The organism is Winogradskya humida (genome assembly GCF_016862215.1).
GTDB classification, from domain to species: Bacteria; Actinomycetota; Actinomycetes; order Mycobacteriales; family Micromonosporaceae; genus Actinoplanes; species Actinoplanes humidus.
Window position 1 is genome coordinate 23,120 of the sequence record NZ_BOMN01000012.1, and the last position, 15,276, is coordinate 38,395.

Below are 15,276 nucleotides of genomic sequence, written 5' to 3' on the forward strand. Positions count from 1 at the left end.
AACGACCGAAGCCGCCCGGATCGCGCCTAGCGTCGGCCGGACACCGACCCGACAGCCGCCAGGAGCCACAGATGACCGGATGGACCGCCGACCGCATCCCCGACCAGCACGGCCGGACCGCCGTCGTCACCGGCGCGAACTCGGGTCTCGGGTTCGTCACCGCCACCGAACTCGCCCGGCACGGCGCCCACGTCGTGCTCGCCGTCCGCAACACCGCAGCCGGGCAGGAGGCCGCCCGCCGGATCGGCGGCGACGTCGAGGTGCGCGAGCTGGACCTTGCCTCCCTCGCCTCGGTCCGCGCGTTCGCCGCGAAGCTGACCGCCGACCACCCGGTGATCGATCTGCTGGTCAACAACGCCGGCCTGGTGCTGCTCGGCCCGCGCCGCACCACCGCCGACGGCTTCGAGCTGCACCTGGGCACGAACCTGCTGGGCCACTTCGCGCTGACCGGTCTGCTGCTCGACGCCCTGGCCGCGGGGCGCGGGCCCCGCGTGGTCAGCCTCAGCTCGATCACCCACAAGAACGCGCACCTCGACTTCGACGACCTGATGTCCGAGCGCGACTACCGGCCCGCCCCCGCCTACGGCCGCTCCAAGCTCGCCACCACGATCTTCGGCCTCGAACTCGACCGCCGCCTGCGCGCCACCGGTTCGCCGATCATCAGCACGCTCGCCCACCCCGGCCTCACCCGCACCAACCTGACACCGCGCGCCTGGGAACACCGCGGCCGGCTCGGCAAGGCGGCGGCCCGGCTCGGCCTGCTCGCCACCCAGTCGGTGGAGCAGGGCACGCTGCCCCAGCTGCGGGCCGCGACCGATCCGGAGGTGCGGGGCGGCCAGTTCTTCGGGCCGGCCGGGCTGTTCGAGACGCGGGGCCGGGTCACCGAGGCCAAGCTCAGCCGGGAGGCCGCCGACCCGGCCGTGGGTAAGCGGCTCTGGGCCACGGCCGAGGAGCTGACCGGCGTCAGCTATCTCTGATGTCACATCGGCGCGACGCACGGGTTCACAGGGGTGGTTACCAACAACCCTGAGGAGGACACGTTGCAGTTCGTACTGGTCATCTATCACGGGAGCTATCCGCTGCCGGGCAGCCCGGAGTTCGAGGCGTTCCCCGCGCAGGAGAAGGCGGCGATCTATGCCGACTACGCCGCGATCTCCAAGCTGGAGAACGTCGCCGGCGGGCCGCCGCTGGGGCTGCCGGAGAACGCCACGACCGTGCGGGTGAAGAACGGCTCGCCCGTCACCACGCCCGGGCCGTACCTCGACGTCAAGGGCGCGGTCGGCGGGTTCGCGGTGGTCGAGGCAGATGATCTCGAGGCCGCGGTCGCCGTCGCGGCCCGGGTGCCGCAGGCCCGGCTGGGCGGTGCGGTCGAGATCCGGCCGTCTGCGAAGTACTGGTGACGCCAGTGCCCGGCACGCGCTGCGCGCCGGGCCCGGCAAGTCTTGGCCGATCGCTACTCCCGTCCGGACGGGGTTCCGGCCGGACGGCATGGCAGCCGGACGGCATGGCAGCCGGGTGAGACGGGATGGCAGCCGGGTGGGATGGGAGCCGGGTGGGATCGCGGCTCAGCAGGCGGTTGTGGGGAGTTTGCCGACCGGGACCGGGGATTTGCCGGGGGCCTTGGCCTTGCCGGCGATGACTGCGGCCAGGGCCTGCAGGGACAGGGGGCTGGAGGAATACGTTGCCAGCAGGGCCGGGGACTTGGCCTGGGCCAGGAGATACGGCGTGTCCATGATGACCGTGACCGCCGCGTCGGGGCTGAGGTCGATGGCCTTGTCGCCATAGCCGACGAGGTGGACGACCTTGCCGCCCGCGGCCTGGACCGTCATTCCCGCTTCCTGCAGCGCCTTGACCAGGGTGGCCCGGGCCGTCTCGCGGCCGTCGGAGGCGGTCACGGTGACCGGGCCGGTGATCAGCGGGCCGCTACAGGCGCCGCGCAGGACGGTGATGGAGGCCGCGTCGGCCGCGCTGACCGCCTGGTGGTGCGCCGGGGAGTCGAGCGTGGTGAGGGCCGGCTGGGGCTTTGCCGCCTGGCGCTTCTTCAGGGTCAGGATGCGGGTGACCGCCTCGGTCAGGCGCTCGCGTTTGAGGCTGCCGTCCTGGATGCCGGCCAGGATGCCGTCGCGTGCCGCGGTCAGGTCCGGCGGCATCAGGAGCATGTCGTTGCCCGCGTTGAGCGCCCGGACCGCTGCCTCGCCGGCGGGCCACTTCATCGCGGGGGCCATGTTCATCGCGTCGGTGATGGCGACGCCCTTGAAGCCGAGGTCCTTGCGGAGCACGTCGGTCATGATCTTGTGGGAGAAGGTGGCGGCGACCCCCTTGTCCAGGGATTCGACGTCGAGGTGGCCGGACATCACGACGCCCGCGCCCGCGTCGATGCCGGACTCGAAGGGCGGCCGATCCTGCTTCTTCCACTGATCGGCGGTCTGCTTCACGATCGGGAGGTCCTCGTGGCTGTCGCCGGTGGTGTGGCCGTGGCCCGGGAAGTGCTTGAGTGCCGCGGTCACCCCGGCGCCCTCCAGGCCCTGCACCGCTGCCCGGGTCTGCGCGGAGTTGGTGGCCGGGTCGCCGCCGAACGCGCGGGAGCCGATGACCGCGTTGCCCTGCGGGCCCAGGGTGTCGGCGACCGGGGCGAAGTTGAGGTTGATCCCCATCGCGGCGAGCTCCTCGCCCGCGGCGCCCCAGGCGGCCTTGGTAAGGGCGGGCTTGCCGGCGGCGCCGAACGCCATCGCCGCGGGCAGCAGCGTCACCCCTGTGCGGACCCGGGTGACCACGCCGTATTCCTGGTCGGTGCCGATCAGGAGCGGCGCGCCACCGGGGAGCTGCCGGGCGGCTGTCTGCAGACCGTCGGTGAGGGCGCGGACCTGTTGCGGGTTGTCGACGTTGGTGGCCGGGTTGGTGGCACCGGTCGGGTCGTCGGGGGCGAACGCGACGAGGATCAGGCCGCCCAGGTGGAACTTCGCGACCATCTCGGCGGGGGTGTCGACGCCGGCGATGCTCTGGTTGCCCGCGGCGGCGAGCTTGTCCACGGTGGTGGCGCTGTCACCGTACGCATAAGGCATGAGAACTTGACCTGCCAGGTCGGCGTCGCTCATGGCGGCGACGGCGGCTGTGGGATCCAGTGCGGCGGTGGGTGCGAGGGCCGGGGGCGCTGAGCTGGGCGCGACGGCCTGGGGTGGGGTGGGGGCAGGCTTGTCGCTGCCGCACGCCGCCAGAAGCAGCACCATCGCCAGGGGAAGCACAGCCCTCGTCGTCATGGCCGCCATTGGATCAGCATCCGGCGATCAACGACAAACCGCCCTGTGGACAGAGCCGCATTGTGGATAAGCGTCAGCCCACACGCGTCAGCAGGGTGACCGGGGCACCGTCGCCGGCGTAGCGGTAGGGCTCGAGCTCGGCGTCCCAGGCGGTGCCGAGCGCCTTGTCGAGGGCGTGCGACAGCGCCTCCGGAGCCCGGACGGACGCCATGATGGCGCGCAGCCGGTCCTCACCGATCTGGATGTCACCGGAGGCGCCGATCGTGCCGCGGAACAGCCCGCGACCCGGGACGTGCATGAAGCGTTCCCCGTCGACGCCGGGGCTGGGCTCCTCGGTGACCTCAAAACGGATCATGGGCCACTGCCGGAGGGCAGCAGCCAGCTCGGCGCCCGTCCCTGGCCGACCGGTCCAGCTGCATTCGGAGCGCCGCATGCCGGGGTCAACCGGCTGGGCACTCCAGTGCAGGGTGACCGGCGCGGTCAGGACGCGCGCGATCGCCCACTCGACGTGTTGGCTCACGGCGAGTGGGGTCGAGTGGACGTATACGACGCCACACGTTGGCACGGTGACCTCCCGGAGACCGAGGTGCGTCTTCCCCTACGACCTCGACCGCGGTTGATCGTGCTCCATGATGCCGGGTGGTACGGATGGTGCGCCAGAGAAACCGCAATATCGACATGGGGAATGCCGTCGAGGCCCACCTGACCTAACGGACCGAGCCTGTCGGGCGATGCGGCCCGGCTGCGATCGTGTAAACTGGCTGCGGCATTTTCTGCCGACAACCGTTCTTCTCAAGGAGTACCGCCGTGGCAGGCAACACCTCAAAAACCGCCCGCGCATCCGTCCGCGCCGGACAAGCCGGCCAGGGTGGCGCCCTCAGCGTGCTCGGTGAGTTCAAGTACCTCATCCCGCTCGCCGACGGTCGCTTCGCGTACGTGCGCAACCTGACCAACGGCAAGACCAACCACCTCAGGACCGACTCGGACGCGTTCGTCGAGGAGATCCGCAGCCTGGCCTCGGCCGGTCACGGTGCCAAGATCCGCGCGGAGATCCAGGGCCTCGACGAGGCCAACCCGGGTCACCAGTGGGCGGCCACCGAGAAGCGCCTCGCGGACGCGGGCGTTTTCGAGGGCTGATCGACCACGCGAAAAGGCGCTCCGGGGTTTTCGTACCCTGAAGCGCCTTTTCGCATTTCCCGAAGAAGATCAGGTCAGCAGTTCGACCCGGCCGGTGTCGAGGTCGTAGACGGCACCGGCGATGCTCACCCGGCCCGCCGCGACCGCCTCCGGCACGCCCGTGACGTCGCGCATCCGCCGGACCGTGCGGGTGACGTGCGCCCGCATCGCCTTCGCGCCCACGTCGGGGTCGTCCAGCCCGATGCCGTCGACGGCGGGTGCGATCTCGTCCACGAGATATCCCACGTCGCCGTCGGGCCGGGAATCCGTCCGCAACGCGGTGACGGTCGCGTCCACGGCCCCGCAGCGCGCGTGGCCCAGGACCACGATCAGCGGGACGTTGAGCGCCGAGACCGCGAAGCCGACCGAGCCGAGCACCGCCCGGTCCACCACGTGCCCGCCGGAGCGGATCACGCAGATGGAGCCGAAGGTCTGGTCGAAGATGGCTTCCAGGGGAACCCGGGAGTCGATGCAGCCCAGCACGACGGCGTGCGGGAGCTGACCGCCCGAGGCGTGGGCCGCCGCGGCGACCTCGTGGCCGTGGATGGGACGCCCGCTGACGAAGCGGCGGTTTCCCGCCAGCAGTTCAGCGAGGGCGTCGGCTGGGGAAACGATCCGCCCGGACACCGCCGGCGCGGGTGTAGCTGCAGGTGAGGGGCCCGTCATGGGTTGATTGTCTACGAGTGGTCGCCGCTGAACAGAGGGTGCGATTCGAATCACTTTTTGACGATCACGCCGATGGCGTTCAGAACTCGCAGGAGTGATGCTTATTACCCGCGGGTATGACGGGGCCGTGCGACACACGGAGGTGCCCATGCCTGAACGCTCGCAGTTCACCCTCTCCGACGGCGTCCGGTTACGCGTGGACACGTCGGGACCCGCGGATGCCCCGGTGACCGTCGTCTTTCTGCACGGGTGGTGCCTCGACCGGCGTACCTGGCACTACCAGCGGGCGGCGCTGCGCGGCACCGGGACCCGGGTGATCAGTTACGACGCGCGCGGGCACGGGCGTTCCGGCAGCATGGACCTGCGGTCGGCCACGCTGGGCCGGCTCGGTGCCGACCTGGCCGAGGTGCTCGCCGCGTACGCGCCGCAGGGTCCGGTTGTGCTCGCCGGCCACTCGCTCGGCGGCATGACGATCATGGAGTACGCCGACTCGCACCCCGCCGACTTCGCCGCCCGGGTCGCGGGCCTGCTCTTCGTCTCCACGACGGCCGAGGGCGCCACTCACACCTGTTACGGCCTGCCCTCGCAGCTCACGCCCGTGCTGCGGATGGCCGAGCAGACCGGAGCCGGCGTGCTGGCCCGGCTCGGCGACTGGCGGCCGCACCGGGTGATCAAGCCCGCGCTGCAGCCGGTGGTGCGCTGGCTGCTGTTCGGCGATGACTACGAGCCCGCAGACCTGGCCTCGACCATGTCCGCGTTCAACCGGGCGTCGATGCGGGCGATCGGCGGGTTCCGGGCCTCGGTCGGCGCTCAGCAGCGGCTCGACACGCTGGCCGCGCTCGGGAACATCCCGGCCGCCGCGCTCGTTGGAGACCGCGACAGACTGACACCGCCCGCCTGCGCGGAGTCGATCGCCGACGCACTGCCCGGCACCGAACTCACCGTCTACCCCGGCGCCGGTCACATGCTGATGCTCGAACGACCACATGAAGTGACGGCCGCTCTGCGTACGGTGCTCCAGAAGGCCGTCCGGCAGCAACGGCAGGGATACAGCCAGGCCGCTTGAGCGTGCCGCCGTCGACGGCGGCACCCCGGCAGGAGTAAGTTCGATTGCCCCCTTCGTACAGGTGGACCCCGGGGGGCGTTCACAGGATCCACCAGCGGCCAGATCAGAACCACCAGCGGGGAGCATGACCGACTTGAGCGACGCCCACGTCCTGCAGCAGGAGATCGCCGTCGAGCAGGAGCACGTCGACACGGTTTACACCCGTCTCGCCGAGCTCCGCCGCGAGGCGTCCCTCGCCGAGAAAGAGGGCTACCAGCTCGCCGGCGTCGGCACATTCGGCGCCCTGGTCGAGCGCGACGCGATGGTCTTCCACGCGGCGCGCCGCCGGCACGCCCTCGACACCGAATACGAAGGCCTGGTCTTCGGCCGCCTCGACATGAACGGCGGCGCCCGGCACTACGTCGGCCGCATGGGCATCCGTGACTCGGAGTCCCAGTCGCTGGTCGTCGACTGGCGGGCGCCGGCCGCCGCCGCCTTCTACCGCGCCACCCCCGCCGAGCCGCAGGGAGTGGTGCGGCGGCGGATGATCCAGTCGAGCCGGGAGAAGGTCACCGGCATCGAGGACGACCTGCTCGACCCGGAGGCCGCCCCCGACGACATGAAGGTGGTCGGCGACGGCGCCCTGCTGGCCAGCCTCTCCAAGGCCACCGGCCGCGGCATGCGCGACATCGTCGCGACCATCCAGCGCGAGCAGGACGAGGCGATCCGCTCCCCCGCGAGCGGCGTGACGATCGTGACCGGCGGGCCCGGCACGGGCAAGACCGCCGTCGCCCTGCACCGCGCGGCCTACCTGCTCTACGCCGACCGCAACCGCTTCGCCGGCGGCGGCATCCTGGTCGTCGGCCCGTCCGGCGTCTTCGTCAACTACATCGCCACGGTGCTGCCGTCGCTCGGCGAGGACACCGCCACGCTGCGGTCCCTCGGCTCGCTCGTGCCCGGTTACAACGCGACCCGGGTCGACCCGACCGACGTCGCGGCGGTCAAGGGCTCCCTGCGGATGCGCCGGGTCCTCGAGCGCGCCTCCCACGACGCAGTGCCCGGCGCCCCCACCGAGCTGCGGCTGCTCTACCGCGGCGCGCTCCTGCGCCTCGACGCGGCCGAGCTGGAGAAGGTCCGGCGCAAGGCACTCAACAAGGGCGCCCGGCGCAACGAGATGCGGGGAGTCGGCTTCGACCGGCTCTTCGACGCGCTCTGGGCGCAGGCCAAGGGCTCGGTCCGCAACCTGCCCGAGAAGCAGGAATTCGAGTCCGAGCTCGCCGACCGCACGGACTTCCGCGAGTTCCTCAAGCTCTGGTGGCCCCGCTTCACCCCGATGCGGGTGCTGCGGTGGATGGCAGACCCGGGGCGGCTCCGGGCGTACACCAATGGCCTGCTCTCGAAGGAAGAGATCACACTCCTCCAGGGCTCGTTCGACGGCCTGGACCAGCACGGCCCCACGATCGCCGACGTTGCGCTGCTCGATGAGCTCGACGAGCTGATGGGCCGTCCGCGCAAGGCCCCGGCCCGCAAGACCGGCGGCCAGTTCCACGTGCGCGACGGCGTCCAGGAAGTCAGCATGTCCATCGAACGCCAGAACGCCTCCCGCCCCAAGGCGGAACGCGAGGACGACTACCGCGACTATGCCCACGTCGTCGTGGACGAGGCCCAGGACGTCTCCCCGCTGCAGTGGCGCATGATCGGCCGCCGCGGCCAGTACGCCTCCTGGACCATCGTCGGAGACCCCGCCCAGACCGCCTGGCCGGGCGACACCACCGAGCTCGACGCGGCCCGCGACCGCGCCCTCAACTCCCGCAAGCGCCAGACCTACGAACTGACCACCAACTACCGCAACTCGTCGGAGATCTTCGCGGTCGCCGCCCGCGTGATCAAGAAGCTGATGCCCGGCCTGCGCCTGCCCCGAGCCGTCCGCAGCACCGGCGTCGAACCGATCGAGCACATGGTCGCTTCGTCCGAACTCCCCACGGTCATCCGGGACGCGGTCGAGAAACACCTGGCCGACGTGGACGGCACCATCGGCGTCATCACGCCGGTCCCGCGCCGCGACGAGATGGCCGCGTGGGTGGCCGGCCTCCCCGAGCGCGTCCAGGTCGTCACCGCCCTCGAGGCCAAGGGCATGGAATACGACGCCGTCGTCCTGGCCGAGCCCGCCGAAATCGCCACCGACGCCAGTGGGGTTCGGACGCTTTATGTTGCTTTGTCCCGCGCCACACAGCGATTGACGACGGTGGGCAGTAAGGCCTGGTAAGCCATAGAGGCAGGATCAAGATCAAGGGCTGGTCGTAGCTCGGCAGGTGGTGCGGATCGCTGCTCACGCCGAGGTCGGGCCCGGCAACCCCAGGCGCCTTGCGGCGCCAGAACGGGGTTCCCGGGCCCTCGGCCTGCGTAAGTAGTCACCCTCCGAAGATCAAAGGCCAAACCGAAGACCAACGCCGAGCGCCCCGTTTCCCGACTCTCCCGATAGAGCCGAAGATCAGGCCCGGCATCCCGCTCCAACCGCTCCCAACAGCCGAAGGATCACAGCGGTAGATCAGGCCCGGCGCCCCGCTGCGACCGCCCCCACCAGCCGGAAGATCACAGCAAACGCCCCATCGCAGCAGCGCCCCATCTCAGAAGACGCCCGCCAGGGCAGGGCCCCCACCTCGAAGACCAAACCCCTGTCCGGAGATCAACTTCTCGGGGTGGGGAGCGACGGGATGCGGGTGGTGGGTCAGGGACGGGCCACGCCGACGGCTGTGTAGGGCGTGGTGGGGGTTGGGGGTGTGGTGAAGCGGGCGTTCGGAAGGTAGAAGCGCTTGCCGTATTCGGCGATCGTTGTGGGGACGTCGAACGCGGGGCTGGTGGTGCGGCTGAGGACCGTACCCTCCGTGGCCTGGTTGTTGAGTTTGATCGTGGTGATGACGTTGTCGCGGTTCTGGACGACGTAGAGGGTGGAGCCGCGGAGCCACAGGCCGTCGCCGTTGAGGACGTTGTCGCCGCCGAGGTCGATCTCGGTGGTGTGGCCCGCGTACGAGGTCTTGAAGAGTTTTCCGGTGTTGGACTGCACGACGATGAGACCGCGCCCGTCCGGGGTGGCAGTGATGCCGTTGGCGTTGTTACCGGTCGTGTAGACCAGGTCACCGGTGATCGGGACCCGCACGGGCTCCGCGGGGAGTTTGCCGTGGCGGCCGAGCGGCAGTTTGAACAGAACCGGGTTGGCAGAGTCGGTGTACCAGGCGGCTCCCCCGGTGAGCACGACGTCGTTGATGAACGCGGCACCCGTCTGCAGCTGGTACGACTTGAGCACCGCGCCGGTCGCCGCGTTCAGCACCCGGGCGTTGCCGCCGGAGCCGCCGGAGACGAAGAGCCGCCCGCGGCCGTCGAGCTTGAGCCCGAGTGACGGCGTGCCGGGCCCCTCACTGATCACTGTGCCTTTGCCGGTTCGCAGGCTGACCCGGTAGATGTCGCCGTCGACCCGGGAGCCGAAATACGCGTACGGGAGCTTGCCGATCGCGATGCCCTCGGGCTGGAACCCGTCGGGCAGGGCGAGCACCACCGGCTCGGAGCCGTAACCGGCGGGAGCGGCACTCGCAGGCGCGGCTGGTGCGGCGGTGGTCACTGCCAGCGCGGTCAGGGCAGCGATCGCGAAAATGCGTCTGGACACGGATGAATCCCTCCAGGCGGGGTCAAGTTGTCGACAGTACGTACCCCGATGAACACGCCCTGGTTCAGATTGCACACATAGCAATGTGAACATATATTGGCCAAGGCGATCAGTCACGACGGAAGGTGGGCGCATGGGAGCCGGGCACGACCACGGCGGTCAGGCGATGCGCGCCGGTGAGCGACACCGGTCGCGGCTCTGGTGGGCCGCGGGGTTGCTGGCCGCGTTCATGCTGGTCGAGGCCGTCGCCGCGATCATGACGGGCTCACTGGCGCTGCTCTCCGACGCCGGGCACATGTTCACCGACGTGCTGGGCATCGCGATGGCGCTCGCCGCGATCCACGCCGCCGGCCGCGCGGCCACCGACTCGCAGCGCACGTTCGGGCTCTACCGGCTCGAGGTGCTCGCCGCGCTGGCCAACGCCGTGCTGCTGACCGGCGTCGCGATCTACGTGCTGATCGAGGCGGTCCAGCGGTTCACCGATCCGCAGAACGTCCCCGCCGGCTCGATGCTGCTCGTGGCCGCCGGTGGCCTGATCATCAACCTGATCGCGTTCGCGCTGCTCCGCTCGGGTGCCCAGGAGAGCCTCAACGTGCGCGGGGCGTACCTCGAGGTGGTCGGTGACCTGCTCGGCTCGGTCGGCGTGATCGTCGCGGCCGTGATCATCGCGCTCACCGGCTGGTCCTACGCCGACCCGATCGTCGCCGTGGTCGTGGCGCTGATGATCCTGCCCCGCACGTTCGCGCTCGGCCGCTCGGCGGTGCGCATCCTGGTCCAGGCCGCCCCGGAGCACCTCGACATCACCGTGGTCCGCGACCGGCTGGCCGCCGTCCCGGGCGTCTGCGACGTGCACGACCTGCACGTGTGGACGCTGACCTCGGGCATGGACGTCGCCTCCGCGCACCTGAGCCTCGAAACCGACGCCGAGCTCGGCAAGGTTCTCTCCAGCGCCCGCGAGGCGCTGCACCACGACTTCCAGATCGACCACGCCACGCTGCAGGTCGAGCCGGTCGGTGCCGGCGGCCGCGAGTGCACGCCCGTGGGCTGGTGAGTCTCGGCCGTGGGCTGGTGAGTCTCCGGGAAAACCCGGTCCTGCAACCCGGCGCACCTACCGTGGGTGGTTAGTCAACCGCGGAGGGAAAACATGAGTCAGACCGTCATCCATCAGCCCCGCGTGGTCTGGGACGGCGCGCGGGCGTTCGTCCGGGCCGCCAACGGATCCGGCTACGACGCCTTCTCCGCCACGGTGCTCAGCCGCCTCGGGAGCGGGTACTACGGCGAACTCGCCAACACCCGCCAGCGCCTGCAGCACGCGTCCATCGAGAGCAGCGACAACGACCGCTTCACCGTGGACGTGGAGGCCAGCCGCTGGCGCGTACGGCTGGATGAACTGATCCGCAACCGCCCCGACCTGATCCCCGTGATCCAGGAACTGACCACCACCGTCTGACCCTTTGGTCGATACTGGGGCCATGGGTAACAAAGGGGTCATGGTGTTCGTGCCTGCACCCCAGCTCACCGTGACCATCGAACAGCAGCACGACAAAGCGGAACTGCACGTGCATCCGGGCGGCCAGGGCGTCTGGCAGGCCCGGATGATCACGTTGCTGGGCGCCCAGGTCACGCTCTGTGCGGCCGCCGGCGGCGAGGTCGGCCGGGTGCTGGAGCCGCTGCTCAAGTTTCACGGCGTGACCCTCAAGACCATCAAACGCGACCACGGCACCGGCTGGTACGTCCACGACCGGCGCAGCGGCAAACGCGAGGAGCTGGCCGAGGACCCCGGTCAGCCGCTGTCCCGTCACGAGATGGACGAGCTCTACAGCCTCGCGCTCGCCGAGGGCCTGCGCGCCGGCATCGCCGTGCTGAGCGGCCCGGCCCACCCGTCCGTGGTCCCCGCCGAGGTCTACCGCCGGCTCGCCACCGACCTGGGCGCCAACGGGTGCAAAGTGATCATCGACCTGTCAGCGGCACACCTGTCCGCCGCGTTGGAGGCCCGTCCCTACGTGGTCAAGGTCAGCCACGAGGAGCTGATCCGTGACGGCATGGTCAAGGACGGCTCCACCGCGGCCCTGCTCAAGGCGCTGCACAAGCTGCACGCCGACGGCGCCGAGATGGCCCTGGTCTCCCGCGGCGACGAAGGCGCGCTGGCCCTGATCGACGACCGGGTCTACGAGGTCGACATGCCCCGGATGATCGCCGCCGAGTCCCGCGGCGCCGGCGACTCGATGACGGCGGGCGTCGCGGCAGTCCTGGCCCAGGGCGGCACGCTGTGTGACGCTGTGCGTACGGGAGCGGCCGCCGGTGCCCTCAACGTCACCCGCCACGGCCTGGGCACCGGTCGCGTCGACGCCGTCCAGGTCCTCACCGAACGGGTCCGGCTCACCCCCGTCGACACCAAAGTCCCGGCGTGACCCTAAGGAGATTCAGCGGTGACCCCTCGGATCCTGATCACCAACGATGACGGCATCGACGCCCCGGGGATCAGATGGCTGGCCCGCGCGGTGGCGCGCCAGGGCTTCGACATCGTGGTGGCGGCCCCGCTGACCGAGGCGAGCGGCACCAGCGCGGCCATGACCGCGGTGGAGCAGCACGGCAAGATCGTCGTGCAGACCCGCGAACTGCCCGGCGTGAAGAACGTCCCCGCGTACGGGGTGGCCGCGTCCCCGGCGTTCATCGTCCTGCTCGCCCTGCGGGGAGCCTTCGGCGAACCCCCGGAACTCGTCCTCTCCGGCATCAACCGGGGCGCCAACGCCGGCGCTGCGGTGATCCACTCCGGCACGGTCGGCGCCACGCTGACCGCCTCGCACGCGGGCCTGCACGGGCTGGCGGTCTCACTCGATGTGCTCAACCCCGCCAACGGCAGCGTGGGCAGCGGCGGCCAGGCCATCGCCGACCTGGAAAAAGCCGACGACGAGAAACGCCACTGGACCAGCGCCGCGGAGCTGGCCGTGAAGCTCCTGCCCACGCTGACCCACACCCCGCCCGGCACGATCCTCAACCTGAACGTGCCCGACCTGCACGTCGACGGGATCCGCGGGCTGCGACGGGCCAGGCTGGCGCGGTTCGGCCAGGTGCAGATGAGCATCGCCGAGGCCGGCGAGGGCTACGTCCGCACGGCGGTCCAGGCCGCCGACGAGCCCCTGGAGGATGGCACCGACCTCGCCGCCCTGGCCGAAGGGTTCGCGGTGGTCACACCGATCCGCGCGCCGGGCGAGGCCACGGACGTCAAAATCAACCTCGAGAACATCGTCTTCCAGACACCCGCCATCTGAACCCGGTCAGTTGATGCTGGGCTCCGGTGGCCACACCTGGATCTGGCGGAGCCGGAGCGCGACCTCCGCGCTCAGCGGGCGGTCCCCGGGTCTCTTCGCCATGCAGGCCCGGACCAGGTCCCGCAGCTCCGGCGGCAGCCCGACCACGGCCAGCACCGGCGTCGGCGCGAGCTGCCCGGCCCGGCCCGCCGCCATGATCATCGCGGCAACATGCGGAGGGTACGGCGAGCGCCCCGTCAGCATCTCGTAGAGCACCACACCGAGCGAGTAGACATCCTCCGCGGGATCCCCCGACCGCGCCCCCGGACGACCCTGCACCCGCGCCGTCGCCGCCCCACCACCCCTCGGCCACGCCGCCAGCCCCGCCCCGGAGCCCCCAAATTTCACCCGGGCCGTCGGCGCCAGATCCGCACGGGCCGACGCCAAATCTGCACGGACCAGCGGCGCTAGATCCGCACGGGCCGGTGGCGCCAGATCCGCACGAGCCGCGGCCGGATCCGCACGGGCCGATACCAGGTCCGCCCGGGCCGATACCAGGTCCGCACGGGCCGCGGCCGGATCCCCACCGGCCGGGAGCAGGTCCCCGCCGCGCGGGAGCAGACCCCTATCGCGCGGGAACAGGTCCCGGCCAGGCGCGAACAGACGCCCACCGCGCGGGAGTAGATCCCCACGGTCCTCGGAGGGCGGGAGCAGGTCCTCGGGGGGTGCGGCCAGGCCGAAGTCGATGATTTTCGGGCCGGTGGGGGTGAGCATGATGTTGCGGGTGGACAGGTCGCGGTGGACGATGCCGGCTTTGTGGGCGACGGCGAGGACGTCGGCGATCGTGGTGGCGGCGTGGGCCGCATCGGGCCAGTCGAGGCGGCCGTGGGTGAGCCGGTCGGCCAGGGGGATGCCGTTCAGGAGCTCGAGCGCCAGGTAGGGAGCCGTGCTGCCGTCCGGGAGGGGCGCATCGCCGTACTCGTAGACGCGGGGAACGCCCGGGTGGCGGAGCCGGTCGGTGATCAGCGCTTCGCGGCGGGCGGTTTCGCGGGGGCGGGGGTCGTCACCTTGCGCGGCTGCCAGGAGCTTGATCGCGAGGAGGCGGCCGAAGCGGACGTCGACAGCGCGGTAGACCGTGGAGACTCCGCCCTGGCCGGCAACGCCGAGCAGCACGTAGCGCTCCAGCAGAGTGGTGCCCATCGCGAGTCTCGCCACGCACCGGAGTGTTCCTCAGCGGGCCGGGGAGCGACAAGCAGCTCCCCCGGACGGCTCAACCCGGTCATCACGCGCGGTCAGGCGGACATGACCACAGGTCCGTCGGCGCGGTGCAGTACGAGTTTTTAGTCTGATTTGAGCCGGTGAGCCGAGGGGCCGGCGGCGGGTCGGGGTGAGACCCGCCACGATGCTGATGGTTTGCGCCGACGGCGGGGCTGATTGTGCACGGCGGGCGCGTCGCCGGGCGTACATAAAGGGTGAAAAGGCCGCGACCCACCTGGGCCGCGGCCGGATCGATCAGAGTGGAGAGATCGATCAGGGTACGAGGGTGCGATGTGCCGGATCGCCGCAGTCGGTGCACGGCTCCGGTGCGCCGAACAGGCCCAGCAGGCCCGTCACCCACAGCTGGCGGTGCGCGAACCGGCTCGGCCGCGTGACCACCAGCTTGACCCCGCTCACACTGGCCATCTGAAACGCCGCCACCAGGGCGGAGATGCCCACGGAGTCGATGAACGAGACGCCGTGCATGTCGAGTTCGATGCGGTCCGGGGTTGCCGCGGCCAGGTGCTCCGCGACGGCTTCCTTGATCTCGTACGCGTTCTCGACGTCGATCTCACCCACGGGTGAGAGCTCCACCACGCCGGTGGTTCTCGTCGACGTCGTTATCGACAGCGTCACGCCCTACCTCCACCCGCTCGGGTCACCCCCGAGCGTCTTCTCCTGGGTTCGAAAGGGCCCCGACCTGCGGAAACCTTTCGCCGGGGGCGGCGTTGACTACCCCCGTCGGGTCCGGTGAAACTGCCCCGGACACTAATGCTCGAACCTGGCAGGTGGCTGTGTGCCACCCGTGAACCGGAGCAAGCGTACCCAGTGACGTCCACCGGTTTCCGCCCTGAGGCTCGTCCACTTCTGACGGGTGCCCGACGTGAACGTCACGTTTGCGATTCGGCCACGCTGGGCAGGAGACCTGTGGATGACCTAGCGCCGGCACCGGCGAACGCAGGA

At 70.7% G+C, this 15,276-nt stretch carries 15 protein-coding genes; 9 read left to right on the top strand and 6 right to left on the bottom strand.

Annotated elements, in window-relative coordinates:
- Nucleotides 1-71: 71 nt before the first annotated feature.
- Nucleotides 72-977, top strand: coding sequence for an oxidoreductase (locus tag Ahu01nite_RS04020; protein WP_203835005.1), 906 nt, complete (start codon nt 72-74; stop codon nt 975-977).
- A 63-nt stretch (nt 978-1,040) separates the two neighbouring features.
- Nucleotides 1,041-1,400, top strand: a complete 360-nt coding sequence (locus Ahu01nite_RS04025) for a YciI family protein (protein WP_203835006.1) — start codon at nt 1,041-1,043, stop codon at nt 1,398-1,400.
- 165 nt (nt 1,401-1,565) lie between these two features.
- Here Ahu01nite_RS04025 and Ahu01nite_RS04030 read toward each other — a convergent pair whose 3' ends face one another.
- Together Ahu01nite_RS04030 and Ahu01nite_RS04035 are read right to left on the bottom strand one after the other, a co-directional pair.
- On the bottom strand, nt 1,566-3,266 hold the full coding sequence (locus Ahu01nite_RS04030; RefSeq protein WP_203835007.1) for a glycoside hydrolase family 3 protein: 1,701 nt from the start codon (nt 3,264-3,266) through the stop codon (nt 1,566-1,568).
- Nucleotides 3,267-3,330: 64 nt separating this feature from the next.
- A complete protein-coding gene (locus tag Ahu01nite_RS04035) occupies nt 3,331-3,822 on the bottom strand; it encodes a DUF3145 domain-containing protein (RefSeq protein ID WP_203835008.1) in 492 nt (163 codons plus the stop codon).
- A gap of 242 nt (nt 3,823-4,064) precedes the next feature.
- Between Ahu01nite_RS04035 and Ahu01nite_RS04040 the strand changes: the two genes are divergently transcribed.
- Nucleotides 4,065-4,394 carry a hypothetical protein gene (locus tag Ahu01nite_RS04040; RefSeq protein WP_203835009.1) on the top strand — a complete coding sequence of 110 codons (330 nt, stop codon included), beginning with the start codon at nt 4,065-4,067 and terminating at the stop codon, nt 4,392-4,394.
- 69 nt (nt 4,395-4,463) lie between these two features.
- Here Ahu01nite_RS04040 and Ahu01nite_RS04045 read toward each other — a convergent pair whose 3' ends face one another.
- Nucleotides 4,464-5,099, bottom strand: a complete 636-nt coding sequence (locus tag Ahu01nite_RS04045; protein ID WP_203835010.1) for a carbonic anhydrase — start codon at nt 5,097-5,099, stop codon at nt 4,464-4,466.
- Between the two features lie 148 nt (nt 5,100-5,247).
- On the opposite strand from Ahu01nite_RS04045, the gene Ahu01nite_RS04050 reads away from it, so the two are divergent.
- Together Ahu01nite_RS04050 and Ahu01nite_RS04055 are read left to right on the top strand one after the other, a co-directional pair.
- Nucleotides 5,248-6,165 carry an alpha/beta fold hydrolase gene (locus Ahu01nite_RS04050; RefSeq protein ID WP_203835011.1) on the top strand — a complete coding sequence of 306 codons (918 nt, stop codon included), beginning with the start codon at nt 5,248-5,250 and terminating at the stop codon, nt 6,163-6,165.
- 133 nt (nt 6,166-6,298) lie between these two features.
- The gene (locus Ahu01nite_RS04055; RefSeq protein ID WP_203835132.1) at nt 6,299-8,410 is read left to right on the top strand and encodes a HelD family protein; all 2,112 of its coding nucleotides are present in this window, start codon (nt 6,299-6,301) and stop codon (nt 8,408-8,410) included.
- Nucleotides 8,411-8,872: 462 nt separating this feature from the next.
- Here the strand turns inward: Ahu01nite_RS04055 and Ahu01nite_RS04060 are convergent, their stop codons facing one another.
- Nucleotides 8,873-9,805, bottom strand: coding sequence for an NHL repeat-containing protein (locus tag Ahu01nite_RS04060; protein ID WP_203835012.1), 933 nt, complete (start codon nt 9,803-9,805; stop codon nt 8,873-8,875).
- A gap of 133 nt (nt 9,806-9,938) precedes the next feature.
- On the opposite strand from Ahu01nite_RS04060, the gene Ahu01nite_RS04065 reads away from it, so the two are divergent.
- The 4 genes from Ahu01nite_RS04065 (at nt 9,939) to surE (ending at nt 13,077) form a co-directional block, all read left to right on the top strand.
- A complete protein-coding gene (locus Ahu01nite_RS04065) occupies nt 9,939-10,856 on the top strand; it encodes a cation diffusion facilitator family transporter (RefSeq protein WP_203835013.1) in 918 nt (305 codons plus the stop codon).
- A gap of 93 nt (nt 10,857-10,949) precedes the next feature.
- Nucleotides 10,950-11,255: a hypothetical protein gene (locus Ahu01nite_RS04070; protein WP_203835014.1), complete on the top strand. Its 306-nt coding sequence runs from the start codon at nt 10,950-10,952 to the stop codon at nt 11,253-11,255.
- Between the two features lie 22 nt (nt 11,256-11,277).
- Nucleotides 11,278-12,216: a 1-phosphofructokinase family hexose kinase gene (locus Ahu01nite_RS04075; RefSeq protein ID WP_239158604.1), complete on the top strand. Its 939-nt coding sequence runs from the start codon at nt 11,278-11,280 to the stop codon at nt 12,214-12,216.
- Between the two features lie 18 nt (nt 12,217-12,234).
- Nucleotides 12,235-13,077 (top strand): 5'/3'-nucleotidase SurE, encoded by an 843-nt coding sequence (gene surE / locus Ahu01nite_RS04080; protein ID WP_203835015.1) that lies wholly within the window; start codon nt 12,235-12,237, stop codon nt 13,075-13,077.
- Nucleotides 13,078-13,083: 6 nt separating this feature from the next.
- Here surE and Ahu01nite_RS51285 read toward each other — a convergent pair whose 3' ends face one another.
- Both Ahu01nite_RS51285 and Ahu01nite_RS04090 read right to left on the bottom strand, forming a co-directional pair.
- Entirely contained in the window at nt 13,084-14,271 is a 1,188-nt protein-coding gene (locus tag Ahu01nite_RS51285; protein ID WP_203835016.1) for a serine/threonine-protein kinase, read from the bottom strand.
- 315 nt (nt 14,272-14,586) lie between these two features.
- Entirely contained in the window at nt 14,587-14,949 is a 363-nt protein-coding gene (locus Ahu01nite_RS04090; RefSeq protein ID WP_203835017.1) for an STAS domain-containing protein, read from the bottom strand.
- Between the last annotated feature and the right edge of the window lie 327 nt (nt 14,950-15,276).

What these genes read in the sequence shown, in the direction of transcription:
- Ahu01nite_RS04020 (WP_203835005.1), top strand. Translation starts at nt 72, where the DNA reads ATGACCGGATGGACCGCCGACCGCATCCCCGACCAGCACGGCCGGACC.
- Ahu01nite_RS04030 (WP_203835007.1), bottom strand. Translation starts at nt 3,266, where the DNA reads ATGGCGGCCATGACGACGAGGGCTGTGCTTCCCCTGGCGATGGTGCTG.
- Ahu01nite_RS04045 (WP_203835010.1), bottom strand. Translation starts at nt 5,099, where the DNA reads ATGACGGGCCCCTCACCTGCAGCTACACCCGCGCCGGCGGTGTCCGGG.
- Ahu01nite_RS04050 (WP_203835011.1), top strand. Translation starts at nt 5,248, where the DNA reads ATGCCTGAACGCTCGCAGTTCACCCTCTCCGACGGCGTCCGGTTACGC.
- Ahu01nite_RS04065 (WP_203835013.1), top strand. Translation starts at nt 9,939, where the DNA reads ATGGGAGCCGGGCACGACCACGGCGGTCAGGCGATGCGCGCCGGTGAG.
- Ahu01nite_RS04070 (WP_203835014.1), top strand. Translation starts at nt 10,950, where the DNA reads ATGAGTCAGACCGTCATCCATCAGCCCCGCGTGGTCTGGGACGGCGCG.
- Ahu01nite_RS04075 (WP_239158604.1), top strand. Translation starts at nt 11,278, where the DNA reads ATGGGTAACAAAGGGGTCATGGTGTTCGTGCCTGCACCCCAGCTCACC.